13 protein-coding genes are annotated in these 16,025 nt (G+C 60.0%); 4 read left to right on the plus strand and 9 right to left on the minus strand.

Annotation, left to right across the window (positions count from 1 at the left end; translation table 11 throughout):
• Positions 1-140: 140 nt before the first annotated feature.
• A complete protein-coding gene (locus tag QP981_RS00995; protein ID WP_284857283.1) occupies positions 141-1,976 on the plus strand; it encodes a long-chain-fatty-acid--CoA ligase in 1,836 nt (611 codons plus the stop codon).
• Between the two features lie 319 nt (positions 1,977-2,295).
• Here the strand turns inward: QP981_RS00995 and QP981_RS01000 are convergent, their stop codons facing one another.
• Entirely contained in the window at positions 2,296-3,471 is a 1,176-nt protein-coding gene (locus tag QP981_RS01000; protein ID WP_284857315.1) for a UDP-N-acetylmuramate dehydrogenase, read from the minus strand.
• An 85-nt stretch (positions 3,472-3,556) separates the two neighbouring features.
• Here QP981_RS01000 and QP981_RS01005 point away from each other — a divergent pair, with 85 nt between their 5' ends.
• The 3 genes from QP981_RS01005 to purU all read left to right on the plus strand — a co-directional run bounded on the left by QP981_RS01005 (position 3,557) and on the right by purU (position 5,845).
• Complete coding sequence (locus tag QP981_RS01005; RefSeq protein ID WP_069359365.1) at positions 3,557-4,054, plus strand: DUF2505 domain-containing protein; 498 nt, start codon at positions 3,557-3,559, stop codon at positions 4,052-4,054.
• Positions 4,055-4,151: 97 nt separating this feature from the next.
• A complete protein-coding gene (locus tag QP981_RS01010) occupies positions 4,152-4,922 on the plus strand; it encodes an LmeA family phospholipid-binding protein (protein ID WP_284857284.1) in 771 nt (256 codons plus the stop codon).
• 17 nt (positions 4,923-4,939) lie between these two features.
• Positions 4,940-5,845, plus strand: a complete 906-nt coding sequence (gene purU, locus QP981_RS01015; RefSeq protein ID WP_016421970.1) for a formyltetrahydrofolate deformylase — start codon at positions 4,940-4,942, stop codon at positions 5,843-5,845.
• 181 nt (positions 5,846-6,026) lie between these two features.
• Here the strand turns inward: purU and QP981_RS01020 are convergent, their stop codons facing one another.
• The 8 genes from QP981_RS01020 to QP981_RS01055 all read right to left on the minus strand — a co-directional run bounded on the left by QP981_RS01020 (position 6,027) and on the right by QP981_RS01055 (position 15,788).
• Positions 6,027-6,383: a DUF2516 family protein gene (locus tag QP981_RS01020; protein ID WP_016421969.1), complete on the minus strand. Its 357-nt coding sequence runs from the start codon at positions 6,381-6,383 to the stop codon at positions 6,027-6,029.
• 79 nt (positions 6,384-6,462) lie between these two features.
• Positions 6,463-7,812: a DUF445 domain-containing protein gene (locus QP981_RS01025; protein WP_150963537.1), complete on the minus strand. Its 1,350-nt coding sequence runs from the start codon at positions 7,810-7,812 to the stop codon at positions 6,463-6,465.
• A gap of 190 nt (positions 7,813-8,002) precedes the next feature.
• On the minus strand, positions 8,003-8,401 hold the full coding sequence (locus QP981_RS01030; RefSeq protein ID WP_016421967.1) for a hypothetical protein: 399 nt from the start codon (positions 8,399-8,401) through the stop codon (positions 8,003-8,005).
• A gap of 40 nt (positions 8,402-8,441) precedes the next feature.
• Entirely contained in the window at positions 8,442-9,191 is a 750-nt protein-coding gene (locus QP981_RS01035; protein WP_016421966.1) for a succinate dehydrogenase/fumarate reductase iron-sulfur subunit, read from the minus strand.
• Positions 9,191-11,209 carry a fumarate reductase/succinate dehydrogenase flavoprotein subunit gene (locus QP981_RS01040; RefSeq protein WP_016421965.1) on the minus strand — a complete coding sequence of 673 codons (2,019 nt, stop codon included), beginning with the start codon at positions 11,207-11,209 and terminating at the stop codon, positions 9,191-9,193. The genes QP981_RS01035 and QP981_RS01040 overlap by 1 nt, the downstream gene beginning before the upstream one ends.
• 19 nt (positions 11,210-11,228) lie before the next feature.
• A complete protein-coding gene (locus tag QP981_RS01045; protein ID WP_016421964.1) occupies positions 11,229-11,969 on the minus strand; it encodes a succinate dehydrogenase cytochrome b subunit in 741 nt (246 codons plus the stop codon).
• Positions 11,970-12,383: 414 nt separating this feature from the next.
• Positions 12,384-14,999 carry a glycoside hydrolase family 65 protein gene (locus QP981_RS01050; RefSeq protein WP_284857285.1) on the minus strand — a complete coding sequence of 872 codons (2,616 nt, stop codon included), beginning with the start codon at positions 14,997-14,999 and terminating at the stop codon, positions 12,384-12,386.
• Between the two features lie 15 nt (positions 15,000-15,014).
• Positions 15,015-15,788 (minus strand): HAD family hydrolase, encoded by a 774-nt coding sequence (locus QP981_RS01055; protein ID WP_179078196.1) that lies wholly within the window; start codon positions 15,786-15,788, stop codon positions 15,015-15,017.
• Positions 15,789-16,025 lie beyond the last annotated feature (237 nt).

The following is a 16,025-nucleotide window of genomic DNA, read 5'->3' on the forward strand; positions in this document are numbered from 1 at the left end:
TGGATACCTCAAATACGTGTATCGGAATTCCGGCATCGCAGTGCGACGTACGGCACAATAAAGGTCGATACCTACTACGTCGTAGGTTATTATCACCTCACGACGTATTCAGGTGCTAAACAAAAATTTAGGAGGACCCCATGGCCGATACATCCAGCTCACACGCTGCAAATGACTCCGCCCCAGCTCACGGTTCCACACCCAACGCTGCGGTTTCCAAAGCCTGGCTGAACCTGTATCCGGAGTGGACCCCACCCCACATCGACTACAACTTCGACACCCTCCTAGACGTCTACCGCCACACTCTGAGCAACCACCCGCGCCGCAAGGCACTGACCTTCTTCGGTCGCTCCACCTCCTACGCCGAGCTGGATGCCAAGGTTCGCAGCGTTGCCGCCGGCCTGCGCGCACTTGGCGTACGCAAAGGCGATCGCGTGGCACTGCTCATGCCGAACTGCCCGCAGCACGTCATCGCCTACTGGGCAGTTCTGCACCTCGGCGCTGTTGCCGTAGAGCACAACCCCCTCTACACCGCCCACGAACTGCGCCACCCATTCAACGACCACGGCGCCCGCTTTGCCATCTGCTGGGACAAGATCGTCCCCGTACTTGAAGACCTCCGCAACAACACCCCGCTCGAGACCATCATCGCGGTCAATATGCTGCAGGACCTGCCGTTTGTCATGCGCACCGCCCTGTCGATCCCGCTGCCGAAACTCCGCGCCGCCCGCGCTAAGCTGCACTCCTCCGCACCGCAGGTCATGGGTTTTGACGCTTTGCTTCACGACGCCGTCGGCGGAGACGGCCACGACCTCCAGGCCGATGAATCCATCACTGCCGATGACACTGCAGTGATGATGTACACCTCTGGTACCACGGGATCGCCGAAGGGCGCTCAGCTGAGCCACCGCGGGCTGGTCGCCAACATTCTGCAGGGTAAGGCCTGGGTGCCGGGTCTTGGCAAGGAGCGGGAAATCTCCCTCGGCATCCTGCCAATGTTCCATGCCTACGGTCTGACCATTGTCACCAACTTGTCCATGCTGATTGGCGCTGAACTGGTGCTGGTGCCGGCACCGGAGATTCCGCTGATTATGAAGGTGATGAAGAACAATCGCCCGACATGGGTGCCTGGTGTGCCGACTCTCTACGAGAAGATTGTCGAAGCCGCCGAGCGCGATAATGTCGACCTCTCCGGCGTGAAGTTCGCCTTCTGCGGTGCTGCTACCCTGCCGGTTTCCCTCGTGCAGAAGTGGGAGAAACTCACTGGAGGTCGTCTCGTCGAGGGCTACGGCCTCACCGAAACGTCACCGATTATCGTCGGCAACCCAATGGACGGCAACCGCCGCCCCGGCTACGTTGGCCTGCCATTCCCTGACACCGAGGTCGCCATCGTTGACCCCGAAGATCCCACCAAGCTCCGCGCTGACGGCGAGGAGGGCGAGGTCATCGTCCGAGGCCCACAGGTTTTCGCCGGTTATCTCAACCTCCCGGAGGCAACGGAGAAGTCCTTCACCGATGGGCCTGCTGAGCTTCCCGCTGGCGACCGTTGGTACCGCACCGGCGATGTCGGAGTCATGGAGTCGGACGGCTTCATCAAGCTGGTTGCCCGCATCAAGGAGGTCATCATCACAGGTGGCTTCAATGTCTACCCGGCCGAAGTCGAGGAAGTACTGCTCTCTCACCCGGACATCACCGATGCCACGGTCGTCGGCCTGCCGAAGAGCGACGGCTCCGAGATGGTCGTAGCCGCGATCACCCTTGCTGACTACGCCCGACTGGATTCCGACGCCTACCGCGACCACTGCTACGACAACCTGACCCGGTACAAGGTGCCGCGCGCATTCTTCCACCTGGAGGAACTTCCTCGCGACCAGATGGGCAAGGTCCGCCGCCGCGATGTCCGCGACGTACTGCTCACACAGCTGGAGCAGAAGGGCCAGAGCGTCGATTCGCTTTCCCACCGCAAGCACCATTAGTTCACGGTGGTTTTGTAGTTGGGATAGGGGCCTGAGTAGAGCGGGCTCCTATCCCCTTAAGGTTGATCCCCGGCTCCCCCCGGACTTAGTGACTAGGTTTATGACAAAAAACTGAGGGTGAATAATATTCACATGTCATAAACCTAGTCACTTTCTCTATCCCCGACCCTGAGAGAAGGCCCGGGAGCGCAAGCTGAGGACTACTCAGCGGCTCCAGCGGCTCCAGCGGCTCCAGCGCCCCCATCAAGCCCGCCAGCCCCATCAGGCACGCCAGCCTCTCCAGTCCGCCCCCACTGGCCATCAGCCACCCGCCGCGGGCCTAATCGATGCTCACGCCGACCCACACCGGCTCGGGCACCAGGGTCACGCCGAAGGCCTTTTCCACACCAGCGCGCACATCGCGCGCTAAAGCCACCAAGTCGGCGGCGGTCGTAGGCGTACCATCGCCGGACTCCCCGCGGTTGGTCAGGGCAAGAGTGTGCTTAGTCGACAGTCGCGCGGGCGCACCGTCACCGGGGTAGCCCTTGGGGAACCCGGCGCGCTCGATAAGCCACGCCGCTGAGAGCTTCACGGCTCCCTCGTGGCCGGGGCCAGCGGGGAATGCGGGCATATTCGCGGCCTCATCGGCCCCACGCAGCGCGGCAACCTTTGCACGCACGGCCTCCACCGAGTTCTCCGGAATGATCGGGTTGGTAAAGAAAGAACCCGCCGACCAGGTATCGCGGTCAGCATCTTCGAGCACCATGCCCTTGCCCCGACGCAGCTCAAGCACCTTTTCGCGCACCAGCGCAGCCGGCCTGCGAATCTCGCCAGCCGCAGCCTCGGCCTCGTCGACGCCCAGGCGCCGCGCCAGTTCGCCATAGCGAAGTGGCGCGGACATGCCATCCACGCTGAGCTCGAACCGCACGGCCAGCACCACTGCCCGTGCGGTGAACTTCAGGTTCGAGTAGCGGTAGGAAAGGTCGAGAGACTCCGGTTCCACCCACTCGACCGAGCCGGTTGCGCGGTCGTAAAGCTGCACCGCGTCCAGGACCTGCGACACCTCAGCACCGTAGGCGCCCACGTTTTGCACCGGAGTGGCTCCGGCCGATCCCGGAATACCCGACAGGCATTCCAGGCCGCCAAAACCTGCGTCGACACTCATCGCCACGACCTCGTCCCAGACCGCACCGGCCTCGGCCTCCACGATTGCCGACACGGACTCCAGCCCGTGTCCGCGAGTGCTCATGGTCACGTTGTCGGCCTCGATCACCACAGCCACCAGCGGCTCGAGTTCATCGGCTACCACCAGGTTGGATCCGCCTCCCACGATGAGGAGGGGCACGTTAGCGTCGTCAAGCGCGCGTACGACATCGACCACAGCGTCCGTCGTGCTACACCGGACGACCGCGCGTGGCACCCCGCCGAGGCGGAGCGTCGTCAAATCCGCGAAAGCGGTATGCGTGCTGAGCTCCACCCCCTCTAGCCCCGCAAGCCCATCGATGGCTTCTTCCATGTCGGAGGTCAGGTGAATTGGGTTCGGCGATTGGTCGAGATTTTCCACGCCCCTAGCGTAGTGCAAATTACGTATCATCAAGCGCATGACTACGACTAACACGCACACCGTCAACTTCGACCAGCCGATTGAGAAGGTTTACGAGGCCCTCACCGACGCCGGTTTCTGGGAGAAGGTCGCAAACCGTTTCTCGGCAGCTGACGGCAAGGTGGAAAAGTTCGAGACCACCGACGCTGGCACCACCGTCGTGATTCGCCAGACCGTCTCTGCTGACAAGATTCCGGCGCAGGCACAGAAGTTCGTTAAGTCCGGGGTCGGCATGACGCGCACGTTCGTCATCAGCCCGCTTAACGACGACGGCGCGACCTCCACCGTGACCACAGAAGCTTCGGGCGTACCGGCGTCCTTCAGTGCGTCCCAGAAGCTCACCGCCCAGGGTGAAGGTTCAGTGCTGACCACCAACTCCGAGTTCGCCATCAACGTGCCGCTGCTCGGTGGCAAGCTCGAGGAGAAGGCAGCTCCGTACCTGGAGCGCGTCCTCAACGCTGAGACCGCTGTGCTGGCGGACTACGTCACTAAGTAGGTTGCGCAGCAGGGCACACCGAGGCGGCACCGGGGGCGGACACCCGGGCGAAGAAAGGTGGTAGCGGCGGAGCCGTCGTTAAGCAAGACTGGGAACCATGAGTTCTGCTAAACGCTCATCGAGCGTCAAAGTCCTGCCCACCGTCCTCGGTGTCATCATCGTGGTGGCACTCGTTGCGATTGCCGGCGAAATCGGCGTCCGGATGTTCGTGAGCAAGGAGATTTCCGACGGCTACCGCACCTCCGCTGAAGAGCGTGGTGCGACGGTCACTGAGGACCCCAAGGTTTCTTTCGGCACCCGCCCGATGCTGCTCGCCTTGGCCACCAAGTCAGTGCCCTCGATGGATCTGTCCACTCCGAACACGCTGGAGGTCAAGAACCCGGAGGCGCTGGGTGGCGCACCGGAGATCAACGGTGACCCGGCAGCGGAAGTGCACCTGGAAAACGTGGATCTGAGCAATCGTGCGGATCCGACGGCAGAGTCGCTGCGAGTAGACGTCACAATCCCACCTCAACTGCTGCAGGCGCTAATTAACCGGGAAAGCGGTGTACGCGCTTCCACAATCACGCCGTTGCCGGACGAAGGCCTGTTCAACATTGAATTCGCCTCCGGATTTGCGACCTCCAAGTTCCGCCCGATTGCCAACGGCGGTCATATCGAAATCAACTTGGAGGGCGGCTCAATCCTCGGCTTAAACCTCGATGGCCTGGCCGGCTGGCTGGGAGAAGCGAGCGGTACGCTGTTGAGCTACGACATCGGCCACGGTATGCAGGTGGAGGAAGCGCACGTCACCGGGGAGGGCCTGGCGTTGACGCTGACGGGCGCAAATCTGCCTTTGTCGACCGTGAGCGAACTTACCTTTAGCTAGCAGGTAAGATACCGAGAATGACTCGCTCTCTCATCACCGCAAATAGCGGTACTCCCACCGAGCGCCAGTACATCTTCTCGCTCGGCTGTCCAGACCGTACCGGTATCGTTTCCACCCTGTCGACCTTCCTGTCCGACATTGGTGCGTGGATTACCGAGGCGGACTTCTTCTCCGACCCGGAGACCGGATGGTTTTTCACTCGCCAGGCGGTCCGCGCCGACGCTCTCGACCTGACGGTAGAAGAGCTGCGCGAGAAGTTCGCTGAGCTCGTCGGTGATTGGGGCCCTGAGGTCCGCTGGAAGGTCACCGACAACGCTGTCCCGAAGCGCGCTGTCATCCTGGTGACCAAGGAAGGCCACTGCCTGCAGGATCTGCTCGGCCGCGTCGCACAGTCCGACTATCCGATGGAAATCGCTGCAGTAATTGGTAACCACCGCGATCTGGAGCCACTGGTCGCAGCGTATGACATTCCCTTCCACCACGTGCCCTTCCCCAAGGATGCCGTCGGCAAGCGTAAGGCATTCGATGAGGTCGCCGAGATTGTCGACGCCGAAAACCCGGATGCCATCGTGCTCGCACGTTTCATGCAGATTCTGCCGCCGGATCTGTGCGAAAAGTGGGAAGGCCGCGCAATCAATATCCACCACAGCTTCCTGCCGTCGTTCATGGGCGCGCGCCCGTACCTGCAGGCTTATCGACGTGGTGTGAAGCTCATCGGTGCCACCTGCCACTACGCCACTGAGGACCTCGACGACGGCCCGATTATTGAGCAGGACGTCATGCGTGTCTCCCACAAGTACACCGCTGCGGACATGCAGCGTGAGGGCCGCGATGCGGAGAAGCAGGTCCTCGCCCGCGGTTTGCGCTGGCACCTGGAGGACCGTGTGCAGGTCTACGGCAACCGCACCGTGGTGTTCCAGTAGGTTACCGTGGTGTTCCAGTAGGTTTTCGGGGAGCCAGACCTATCCCTATCCTCTCCCCCAAAAAGAAAGTGTCTGGGTTTATGACCAAATAACCGGGTTTTCACCCAGAAACTGTCATAAACCCAGACACTTTCTCAGTTGTGCGGGCTAACACCCGCCCTGGGCTAGCACCCGCCCGGGACTAATACCCGCCCTGTGCGTTCGACAAAATGTCCTTGATCTGTGGGCGAACATCCAACCAGTAAATACCCGTGATGACCAGCCCGGCAATCAGCGGGATGCCCAGCATTGCCCAGCCCAGCCACGGCAGGAGCAGGAAGATAGCCGAACCGACCAGCATGCCGGCCCAGACGTTGCGGCTCTTGCGGTCTGCGGCGTCAAAGGCATCCGCGCGGGTGGTGATGACAAGCACCGCACCGATTAGCGCCAAGATGCCGATGACAAACGGAATGGCGAACTGAAACAGGACGTCCACATAGACGGAAATTGCCATCAGCGGCGAATCCGCAAGACTGGGCAAAGATGGTAACAGGCGCACCGGGGGAACAACTCCTTTAACAGGGATGCATTGCTTTTTACATGCTAACGCACACGGTCTGATGTGCTGGGTTGTGCTGCTAAATAGCCCCAAACACCAAGGTCGATAGGGTGTAAATAGCCAAACCGGCCAGTGATCCGACAACAGTGCCGTTAACGCGAATGAACTGCAGATCGCGACCGACCATCAGTTCAATCTTGTCGGAAGCCTCATCGGCGTCCCAACGCTCGACGGTCTCGGAAATGATCGAGGTAATCTCGCCCGCGTAATTCTCAGCGATGAAGACGACAGCCGCTTCCAGACGGCGGTCCATTCGTTTGCGCAACTCAGGATCGGACTGGATCCGCTCGCCGTAGCGGGCGGCCGTTTCCGAGACCTTCCGACGGAGCAGAGAGTCCGGGTCGCGGGCAGCGTCGACAAGCTTTGCGGATGTCGATGCCCAAATCTTCGCCGGTGCCTGTGTGACGGCGGCGGACGAAAGAATGTCAGTCTTAATTTCTTCGACCTTGGCGATGGTTTTCTCGTCGTTTTGCAAATCAATGGCGAGCTGCGTGAGGAAGCGGTGGAGCGCCAGGCGCGCGTCGTGCTTAGGGTCATGCTGCACCTGCCAGGTCCAATCAACCAGCTCGCGATAGACCTTGTCGCCGATGAGATCGTTGACAAAGCTCGGCGCCCAGGATGGGGCGCGCTCTCCGACGAGGCGGTCGATAAGATTCTGCGAGCCCAGCGACTTCCGGTGCAGCCACTCAGCCATCTGCTGGACAATAGGCTCGGTGCGCCCCTCTTCGATGAGCTGCTCGAGAACCTTACCCGCTGGTGGCCCCCACTCCGGAGCTGCAACTTCGTCGATGACTGCTGACTTCAGCACTGCGGCGGCATCGTCGGGATTAATCGCCTCCAGCACATTTCCAGTGAACTTACCGACCTCTGCTGACACTTTGTCGGCGTTTCCCGGCGCTACCAGCCATTCGCCGATACGCTCAGGAATCTCGGCCTTACGCACCTTGTCCACAATCAAAGCGGGGTTCAGGAAGTTGTCTCCGACGAACTGCGCCAGGGACTCACCGACCTGGTCCTTCTTGCGGCGGACGATAGCGGTGTGTGGGATAGGAATGCCGAGCGGGTGGCGGAACAGAGCTACGACTGCGAACCAGTCGGCGAGGGCACCGACCATGCCAGCCTCAGAAGCAGCGCGAACGTAGCCCACCCACGCGGGCACAACTTCGCCCGCGGATAAGTGTGAAGACTCAATACCGCGGCATGTGAAATACACAGCGGTTGCGATGACCAGCAGCATCGTAGCGAAGGCCTTAGCCTTACGCAGTTGCGCACGTTTTTCCGCCTCAACCTCTGGTGATGGCCCGGGAACTTCGAGACGGTCCGAGACCGTATCTACAGCTGCCGGGAGCTTAGCGGGGTTGTTATCCATGTGTATAGATTAGGCGCCAAAAACGCGAAAATGCCACCGCGCCGCAGTCCGCTGTTGGTGAGAGAGGTACTTCTCAATACTTCCCTACTCCAGCGCACTGTGCACAGTGGCATCAACTGTGGAGGTGCTAGTTCAAAAGGCTAGCGTTGCATCCGCCTAGAGGCGAGCCCCTTTAAACTGGGGCAAGCCTTTAGTGGTGAGTGCCGAATTCCTTTCGGTAAGCCTTGTAGTCACGACGACCGATGGAGATGCAGGCCAGACCCGCAATAACCATAACCAGTCCGACTACCAGGCCAGCCCACATGAACACGCTGCCGTCGAAGTTCCAACCACCGGTGTAGTCGGTGTAGTTGGCGGCATCCTTAGCCAGGAAACCGTTGCTGTGAGAGGCAGCAGTCTGGTCGGCAAAAACGGTCGTTGCGAGACCGAAAATGAAGGTGCCCCAAGCCGCCAGAGAGGCGAGCATGAGTCCCATGCCAATCCAGGTAATGCTCTTGTGAAGCGAGGAGTATTCGGCATTCATGCTCTGAGGCACGTAACCGTCGACGAAGTGCTCTTCGCCCTGGTAACGCTTGACTGCATTCGCCATAATCTATGTCCCTTCTGGAAAACTCTAATCGAGAAAGAGTTTAGTCGTCCTTACCGCGGAAGAACGAACGAGCTCGTTCCTTGGTAACGGCGGCAACCGCAGTCAGCGGGATACCGGCCGGGCAGACATCAGCACATTCACCATAGAGGGAGCACGGACCGAAGGTGCCTTCGACCTCGTCAACCATCTTGCGAGCACGCTTGCCACGCTCTTCCTTACCCAGCGGGACCAGGGAGAGGTGAACCAGCTTTGCGCCGGTGAACAGGTGTGCAGCACCGTTCGGGCAAGCTGCCACACAAGCACCACAGCCGATGCAGGCTGCGTGGTCAAGTGCGAACTCAGCGGTCTCGTGGTTCAGGTGCAGAGTATCTGCATCCGGAGCGGTACCAGCGTTGATGGAGACGTAGCCACCCTGCTCGAGGACACGGTCCAGAGCGGAGCGGTCAACGACCATGTCCTTGATGACCGGGTATGCGGCGGAGCGCATCGGCTCAATCTTCAGGGTGTCACCATCGCTGAACTGGTGCAGACGCTGCTGACAAGTCGGGGTGTTCTGGCCCGGGCCGTGCGGACGACCGTTGACGTTCAGACCACAGGTACCACAGATACCCTCACGGCAGTCAGATGCGAACGCGAACGGCTCCTTGCCGGACTCGACGTACTTGGAGTTGACGTGGTCAAGCAGCTCCAGGATCGACATCTCTGCGACGGCGTCGTCAACGTCAACGGATTCAAAGTGTCCCTCGACGTTCGGACCTGCTTGGCGCCAGATTTCAAGGTGCAGTTTCATTACTTGTAGTTCCTTGTCATGAGCGGGACGGCTTCGAAGGTGAGCGGCTCGGCGTGGCGAATGAATTCGTGACCGGACTGATCCCATGCAGGACCATTGTTGCCTCGCTCCCATGCGGAAACGAAGCACCAGTTAGCGTCATCGCGCTCTGCCTCGCCATCTTCGGAGATGTGGTCATCGCGGTAGTGAGCACCGCAGGACTCATCGCGGTCGAGGGCGTCGACACACATGAGCTCACCGAGGTCGATGTAGTCAGCAACGCGGTTAGCGTACTCGAGCTGCTGGTTCATCTCGTTCGGCTCACCCGGAATGAACAGGTCAGACCAGAATGCCTTACGCAGTTCGCGGATCTCCTCGATACCGCGAGCCAGGTCTTCCTTGTTACGAGCCACACCACAGTCGCGGTAGAGAATCTCACCGAGCTGACGGTGGAAGTACTCAGCGCCGTGCTTACCCTGGATGCTCATCAGCTTGTCCAGGCGAGCCTGAGCGCGGTCCAGTGCTTCCTTGGCCTCCGGGGCATCCTCAGCCAGGCGGTCGGTACCGAGCAGCGGGCCAAGGTAGTTCGGAATGGTGAACGGCAGGGTGAACCAACCGTCGACCGAACCGGACAGCAGGGAGTTTGCACCAAGACGGTTTGCACCGTGGTAGGTCCAGGATGCCTCGCCACCGGTGAACAGACCCGGGATGGAGGTCATCTGGTTGAAGTCAGACCACAGACCACCCATGGTGAAGTGGCAGGTCGGAGCAATACGCATCGGAACCTTGTACGGGTCCTCACCGATTGCCTCTTCGTACATCTGAATCAGGTTCGAGTAGCGTTCCTTGATGACCGGCTGGCCCAGGCGCTCAATTGCGTCACGCAGATCCAGGTAGACGGAGTTCTTCAGCGGACCAACACCGTAGCCGGCGTTAATCTGCTGAGAGTTGGCACGGGAAGCGACGTCACGCGGGACGAGGTTACCGAATGCCGGGTAGCGACGCTCCAGGAAGTAGTCGCGCTCGTCCTCCGGGATGTCGTTGGCCGGGCGCTCGTCGCCCTTCTTCTTCGGGGTCCAAATACGTGCGTCGTTACGCAGGGACTCGGACATCAGAATGGTCTTCGACTGCCAGTGCGCGTTAACCGGAAGACCGGTCGGGTGGAACTGGATGAAGGACGGGGATGCGAAGTAAGCACCCTGGTCGTATGCACGCATGATGGCCGAAGCGTTGGAGTTCTTGGCCAGCGTGGACATGTGGTAGACGTTGCCGTAACCGCCGGTAGCCAGAATAACTGCGTGAGCAGTGTGAACGGTCAGCTCACCATTGATGAGGTTACGCATGATGGCACCCTGGCAACGGCCGTCGGCGACGATGATGTCAACCAGCTCGTTGTGGGTGAAGATCTCGACGTTGCCGAGACCAATCTGACGCTGCAGAGCCGAGGTAGTCGACAGCTGCAGCTGCTGACCCGTCTGACCACGGGTGTAGTACGTACGGGAGACCTGCACACCACCGAAAGAACGGGTTGCCAGGGTACCGCCGTACTCGCGAGCGAACGGAGCACCAATTGCATTCAGGTGGTCGATGACGCGGACGGACTCGACAGCCAGACGCCAGCAGTCGTTCTCGCGGCAGCGGTAGTCGCCGCCCTTAACGGTGTCCTTGACGTGGCGGTAAGCGCCGTCGTTGTCGACCTTCTTACCGCGAGCGGAGTTGACACCACCCTGTGCAGCAATGGAGTGCGCACGGCGCGGAGCGTCGTGGTAGGTGAAAACCTGCACGTCGTAGCCGAGCTCACCGAGGGCAGCAGCGGCAGCGCCGCCAGCCAGGCCGGTACCGACGACCATGACGCGGAACTTACGACGGTTCAGCGGCGAAACCAGGTTGGCGTGATCCTTCTGGTACTGCCAGTGGTCCTTCATGGAGACCTTGTCACCCGGGGAGTTATCGGACAGAACCTTGCCGATCTTGACCCCGTCGACAGCGCTTTCCGGCGCGCGGAAGTCCGCAGCGACGGTTGCTTCAGTGTTAGTCATAGTAAATTTCCTCCTCGACCTACGAGACCAGACCGGTCAGGACGGCGACTGGGATGAAGATGTTGCCGACAACAACCAGCAGCGGCAGCAGGCCGGACAGGAACAGCAGAACCTTGCGCCAGCGCTTACCGGTGATACCGAGGTCGGAAGTAGCGGTCCACAGACCGTGGGACAGGTGCAGCAGCAGAGCGAGCTGAGCAATGATGTACCAAACAACAACACCCGGACGCGAGAAGGACGCAACCACGTTCTGGTATGCCTCACCGTGCTCGAAAGAAGACGGAGAAACGCCAGCACCGATGGTCAGGTCCAGCAGGTGGAAGATGATGAAGGCCAGCAGCACGATGCCGGTGATCACCATCGAACGTGCAGTAAAGGTGTTCCAGCTGGACACCATGCCCTGACGGCGGAACTTGCCGCGGGACTGCTTTGCACGTGCAGCCAGGGTGAGGCCACCGAAAATGTGCAGGACAATAGCTACCAGCAGGACAATGCGGAAAATCCACAGAATGCCCTCGTTCGGAACTGCCGGAGCACCGACAGTGCGTAGGAAGGTCGCGTATGCGTTGAAGTCTTCCTCGCCAGCGAAAATCTTCAGGTTACCCAGCATGTGGACAATAACGAAGAGGCCAAACAGCACGCCAGTGACGGCCATGGTCAGCTTCAGAGCCCATGAAGGGTATTTAGGCTGCTCGCGCAGCGGTTCTACATTAATTTTGCCGTGCGCGATTGCGTCACGGTTTGAACTTTTAACAGTCATGGCACCTCCAGTGTCATATTCACTCTAAAGTCACACAGCGCCTGGTAAACATTTTTCCCCCTTTTGGGTGGGGATTTTCACAGGTTACCTAGGTCTTTTCTCCGCCTTTTCTCAGGTTATCGCATTTTAGCCACTTCTGAGGTCGTCGCTGCATAAACCCTCTCCCCCACCATAAAAACGCGCCTACCCCGACTTTTGCCGATTTTTCACCCGTCCAAACCGACTAATAACGCAACATAAATAGCACGAAAATAGAAAACCGCCCACTTTTCTCAGGTGGACGGATTTAATACTCAATAATTATGTTGCGAAATTCTTTATTTTTACCCCTGCCGAATTCCCCAAAGGCCCAAACAGCCACCCCCAACAGGCAATCCCCCCCCCATTGGCGCCGGTACGGCCGAAGCCGTCCGACTAATCCTCGCCCTGATCCGGGTTCGCCATCACCACGGTCAACGGCTCCGGGCCAATGATCACCTCATGGCCTGCGACCATAATCGGCCCAACCTGGTGGTCTCCCTCCTCCAGGACGACTTCCACCGTGCGGCCGCGCACCGTCACTCGGATACGACAACCACGAATAGTGACTCGGTACGTCAGACCACTCCAGTCCTCCGGCAGACGCGGGTCAATACTGTAGCGGCCGTCATGATCGCGGAAACCACCGAAGCCATAGACCAGGGACTGCCACACACCACCGGCAGATGCCACGTGGACACCATCGGCAGCGTTGCCATGCAAGTTCGCCAGGTCCACATAGAGTCCGCGGAGGAAGAAATCCATTGCCTGCTCCTGCAAGCCCAACTCGGCCGCAACAATGGACTGCACAACGGCGGACAGCGAGGAATCACCAGTGGTGAGCGGATCGTAATACATGTAGTCTGCGCGCTTTTGTTCCGTCGTAAAGCGATTGCCCATGAGGAACAGTGCGAGGACGACGTCCGCCTGCTTAATGACCTGGTGACGGTAAATCGTCAGCGGGTGGTAATGCAGCAGCAACGGGCGCAGGGGTCCGACCTCGGGATCGTCGAGATTCCAGCGCTTACGCAGTAGGAACTGGTCATCCTGAGGGTGAATGCCGAGCTTCTCATCGAACGGGATGTACATCGCCTCAGCAGCCTGCTCCCATTCTTCAACCTCGCGCTCGGTGAGGTCGAAGCGGTTGGTCAGTTCGCGATAGGCAGCAGGGCGATCGCGCTTCATCTGCTTGACGACGTCCGCAGCAACCCGCAGGTTATACTGCGCCATCACGTTGGTGTACAGGTTGTTGTTCACCACCGTGTTGTACTCATCTGGACCGGTGACGCTGTGAATTTGGAACTCTCGCTGCTCGGCATCAAAGAATCCCAACGACATCCAAAACCTGGCCGTGCCGAGCAACAGATCCGTGCCCTCCTTGAGCAGGAACTCCTCATCGCCGGAGGCATAGACGTACTTCATCATCGCGTACACGATGTCCGCATCGATGTGGTACTGCGCCGTGCCGGCCTCAAAGTAGGCCGAGGACTCCTGACCATTGATAGTGCGCCACGGGAAGAGGGCACCGTCGTGCGCCAGTTCGTCGGCACGCGCCCACGCGGCTTCGAGCATGTCCCAGCGGAAACGCATGGCATTGCGCGAGAATTGCGGCGACGTATAGGTAAGGAATGGGGTCACGTAGATTTCCGTGTCCCAGAAGTAGTGGCCGCCGTAGCCGGTGCCGGTCATTCCCTTGGCTGGGACGCCTTGGAATTCGGCGCGGGCGGCGGCCTGGATAATCTGCCAAATGTTCCAGCGCACTGCCTGCTGAATCTCCGGCTGATTGTAAATGACCACGTCAGAGCGCTCCCAGAAGCGTTCGAGCCACTCCTCCTGGTTCTCCATCAGCCCCAGCATGCCGATGCGACCGACGCGGTTCAGGGTGCGTTCACAGCGGAATGCCAGCTCTTCAGCACGCACCTTACGGGAGGAGTGGTACGCGACCAGCTTCTCCAGGCGTATGACAGTGCCGACTGGCGCATCCAGGTTGAACAGGGAGCTGGCCACATCCGGCTCGGTCGACTGCGAAATCTCTACGAACGGCTCCGTGCCGTCGGGAGTGCGGACAGTAAAGGTGTGGTCCATGGAGGTAGCCACGGTCATACCGGAGTTCGCGCAGCGGTAGCCCAGCGTCGAGCGCTGCCCGTGCGCCGATTCCGACTGAAATGCCGGAATGAGAACGCGGTCTTCCAGCGCCTCGGCACGACGGGGATCCAGTTCGGTGCCCTGCGCCTTAGCAGCATCGTGGTATTCGTCCTCGCCGTCCTGGCGGTTGAGGATCTGCGAGTTAATCATCACCGCAGCATCCGCATCCAGCAGCTCGACTTCCAGACTCATCGCGGCGACATGCTTTTCCTGGAAAGACACCATGCGCTCAGAGGTGACGCGAACGCGCTTGCCACCCGGGGTGCGCCAAATGAACCGACGACGCAGCACGCCCTCGCGGAAATCCAGGCTACGTTCGTAGTCGCTGACCTCAGCATTGCCGAGACGCAGGGGCTCATCGTCAATGTAGAGACGCATTGCCTTAGCGTCCGGAGCATTGACAATCGTCTGCCCCTGGCGGGCTAGGCCGTAGGCGTCCTCGGCGTGCCTAATCGGCCAGGTCTCATGCAGACCGTTGATATAAGTGCCGTGCTCACTGGAGTCACGGCCCTCCGGCGGGTTGCCACGCATGCCGATGTACCCGTTCGACAGCGCAAACAGCGTCTCGCCCAAACCGAGCGGGAGGCCGTTCGGCTTCGTCTCAATCAGACGCCACTCATCGACCGGAGTGATGTCTCGGTCCATGAGTCCCTCGGCATTTACAAGGTGGTGGTGCTTATCCGCACGATCCGCCGGGAAGTTACGACGCTGCTTACGACGAACTGGGGACACCGTCTCCTCCTGTTTTTCAGCCTCTGCGGTCTCCGCGTCGTGACCCTGCCCCTGCGGAATCACACGCTCAGTCTCGTCGACTGCTGCTGTGGTCGAATCGTTGGCCATGATGCCTTCCGGTTTTCTCTCAGCCATTTGTCACGAGCCAGCCTAGACGAGTGCCGCCAAGTCACTGACCACAACGTCGGCGCCCGCTCGGCGCAGCGCTTCCGCACCAGCACCGCGGTCAACACCAATGACCAGACCAAATGCGCCGGCTGCACCCGCTTGCACACCACTGATGGCATCCTCGACCACCACAGCATCGCGCGGCGCCACCCCCAGATTCTTCGCCGCGTACACGAAAGTATCGGCGGCTGGCTTACCCGGCAGGTTGTTCTCATGCGCCACCACGCCGTCAACAATCTCCACGAACCGCTCACGCAGCCCAGCGGCCGTCAGCACCGGCACCGCGTTCTTCGACGAGCTAACCACCGCCAACTGCGGTTTTTCGCTTGCCGACGAGTCCCCCGCGCCCTGTAACTCGTCGAGCAGCGCAACCGACCCCGGGTAGGCCTCAATTCCCCTCTCGACTCGCGCCAAGAAGTCATCATTCTTGCGCTTCCCGAGCCCGACAATCGTCTCGTCTTTCGCTGTGTCCTCATCGCTACCGTGCGGCAGCGAAATGCCGCGAGATTCCAGGATTGCTGCGATGCCCTCATCGCGGCGGCGGCCATCGAGGTAGGTGAAGTAGTCCTCCTCTGTGTAGGCCGAGACGCCCTTGTGCTCGAAGTAGTCGCTAAACATGTCCGCCCACGCCTGCTCGTGCACATCGGCGGTAGGGGTAATCACTCCGTCGAGGTCAAAGAGGATTGCGCCCGCGCTATGGAGGAATTCTTTGGCCTTGGCGAGGTTGGTAGCACTGTCGGTCGTGGAATTAGTCATGGGGGGGGCGCAGCTCCTTGGACGTTGCAGACTGCATTTTCTCAATTAACTTCCCAATCAACGCTAGCAACGTTGCCCCTGCCCCGCTTGCGAACCCGGGTATCTCGAATCTGAGAATCATGGTGCGCTTCCCCAAAAACAAAACTGCCGGCGCGCATGCGGTATTGGCATCAGAGGTTAGCCAATACCACCTACACACCGGCAGTATGGATATCTATTTTGTTATTTCAGGCTCGG

Source organism: Corynebacterium sp. MSK047, assembly GCF_030232285.1.
GTDB classification, from domain to species: domain Bacteria; phylum Actinomycetota; class Actinomycetes; order Mycobacteriales; family Mycobacteriaceae; genus Corynebacterium; species Corynebacterium jeikeium_D.

What these genes read in the sequence shown, in the direction of transcription:
- QP981_RS00995 (WP_284857283.1), top strand. Translation starts at nt 141, where the DNA reads ATGGCCGATACATCCAGCTCACACGCTGCAAATGACTCCGCCCCAGCT.
- QP981_RS01000 (WP_284857315.1), bottom strand. Translation starts at nt 3,471, where the DNA reads ATGGAAGAAGCCATCGATGGGCTTGCGGGGCTAGAGGGGGTGGAGCTC.
- QP981_RS01005 (WP_069359365.1), top strand. Translation starts at nt 3,557, where the DNA reads ATGACTACGACTAACACGCACACCGTCAACTTCGACCAGCCGATTGAG.
- QP981_RS01010 (WP_284857284.1), top strand. Translation starts at nt 4,152, where the DNA reads ATGAGTTCTGCTAAACGCTCATCGAGCGTCAAAGTCCTGCCCACCGTC.
- purU (WP_016421970.1), top strand. Translation starts at nt 4,940, where the DNA reads ATGACTCGCTCTCTCATCACCGCAAATAGCGGTACTCCCACCGAGCGC.
- QP981_RS01025 (WP_150963537.1), bottom strand. Translation starts at nt 7,812, where the DNA reads ATGGATAACAACCCCGCTAAGCTCCCGGCAGCTGTAGATACGGTCTCG.
- QP981_RS01030 (WP_016421967.1), bottom strand. Translation starts at nt 8,401, where the DNA reads ATGGCGAATGCAGTCAAGCGTTACCAGGGCGAAGAGCACTTCGTCGAC.
- QP981_RS01035 (WP_016421966.1), bottom strand. Translation starts at nt 9,191, where the DNA reads ATGAAACTGCACCTTGAAATCTGGCGCCAAGCAGGTCCGAACGTCGAG.
- QP981_RS01040 (WP_016421965.1), bottom strand. Translation starts at nt 11,209, where the DNA reads ATGACTAACACTGAAGCAACCGTCGCTGCGGACTTCCGCGCGCCGGAA.
- QP981_RS01045 (WP_016421964.1), bottom strand. Translation starts at nt 11,969, where the DNA reads ATGACTGTTAAAAGTTCAAACCGTGACGCAATCGCGCACGGCAAAATT.
- QP981_RS01050 (WP_284857285.1), bottom strand. Translation starts at nt 14,999, where the DNA reads ATGGCTGAGAGAAAACCGGAAGGCATCATGGCCAACGATTCGACCACA.
- QP981_RS01055 (WP_179078196.1), bottom strand. Translation starts at nt 15,788, where the DNA reads ATGACTAATTCCACGACCGACAGTGCTACCAACCTCGCCAAGGCCAAA.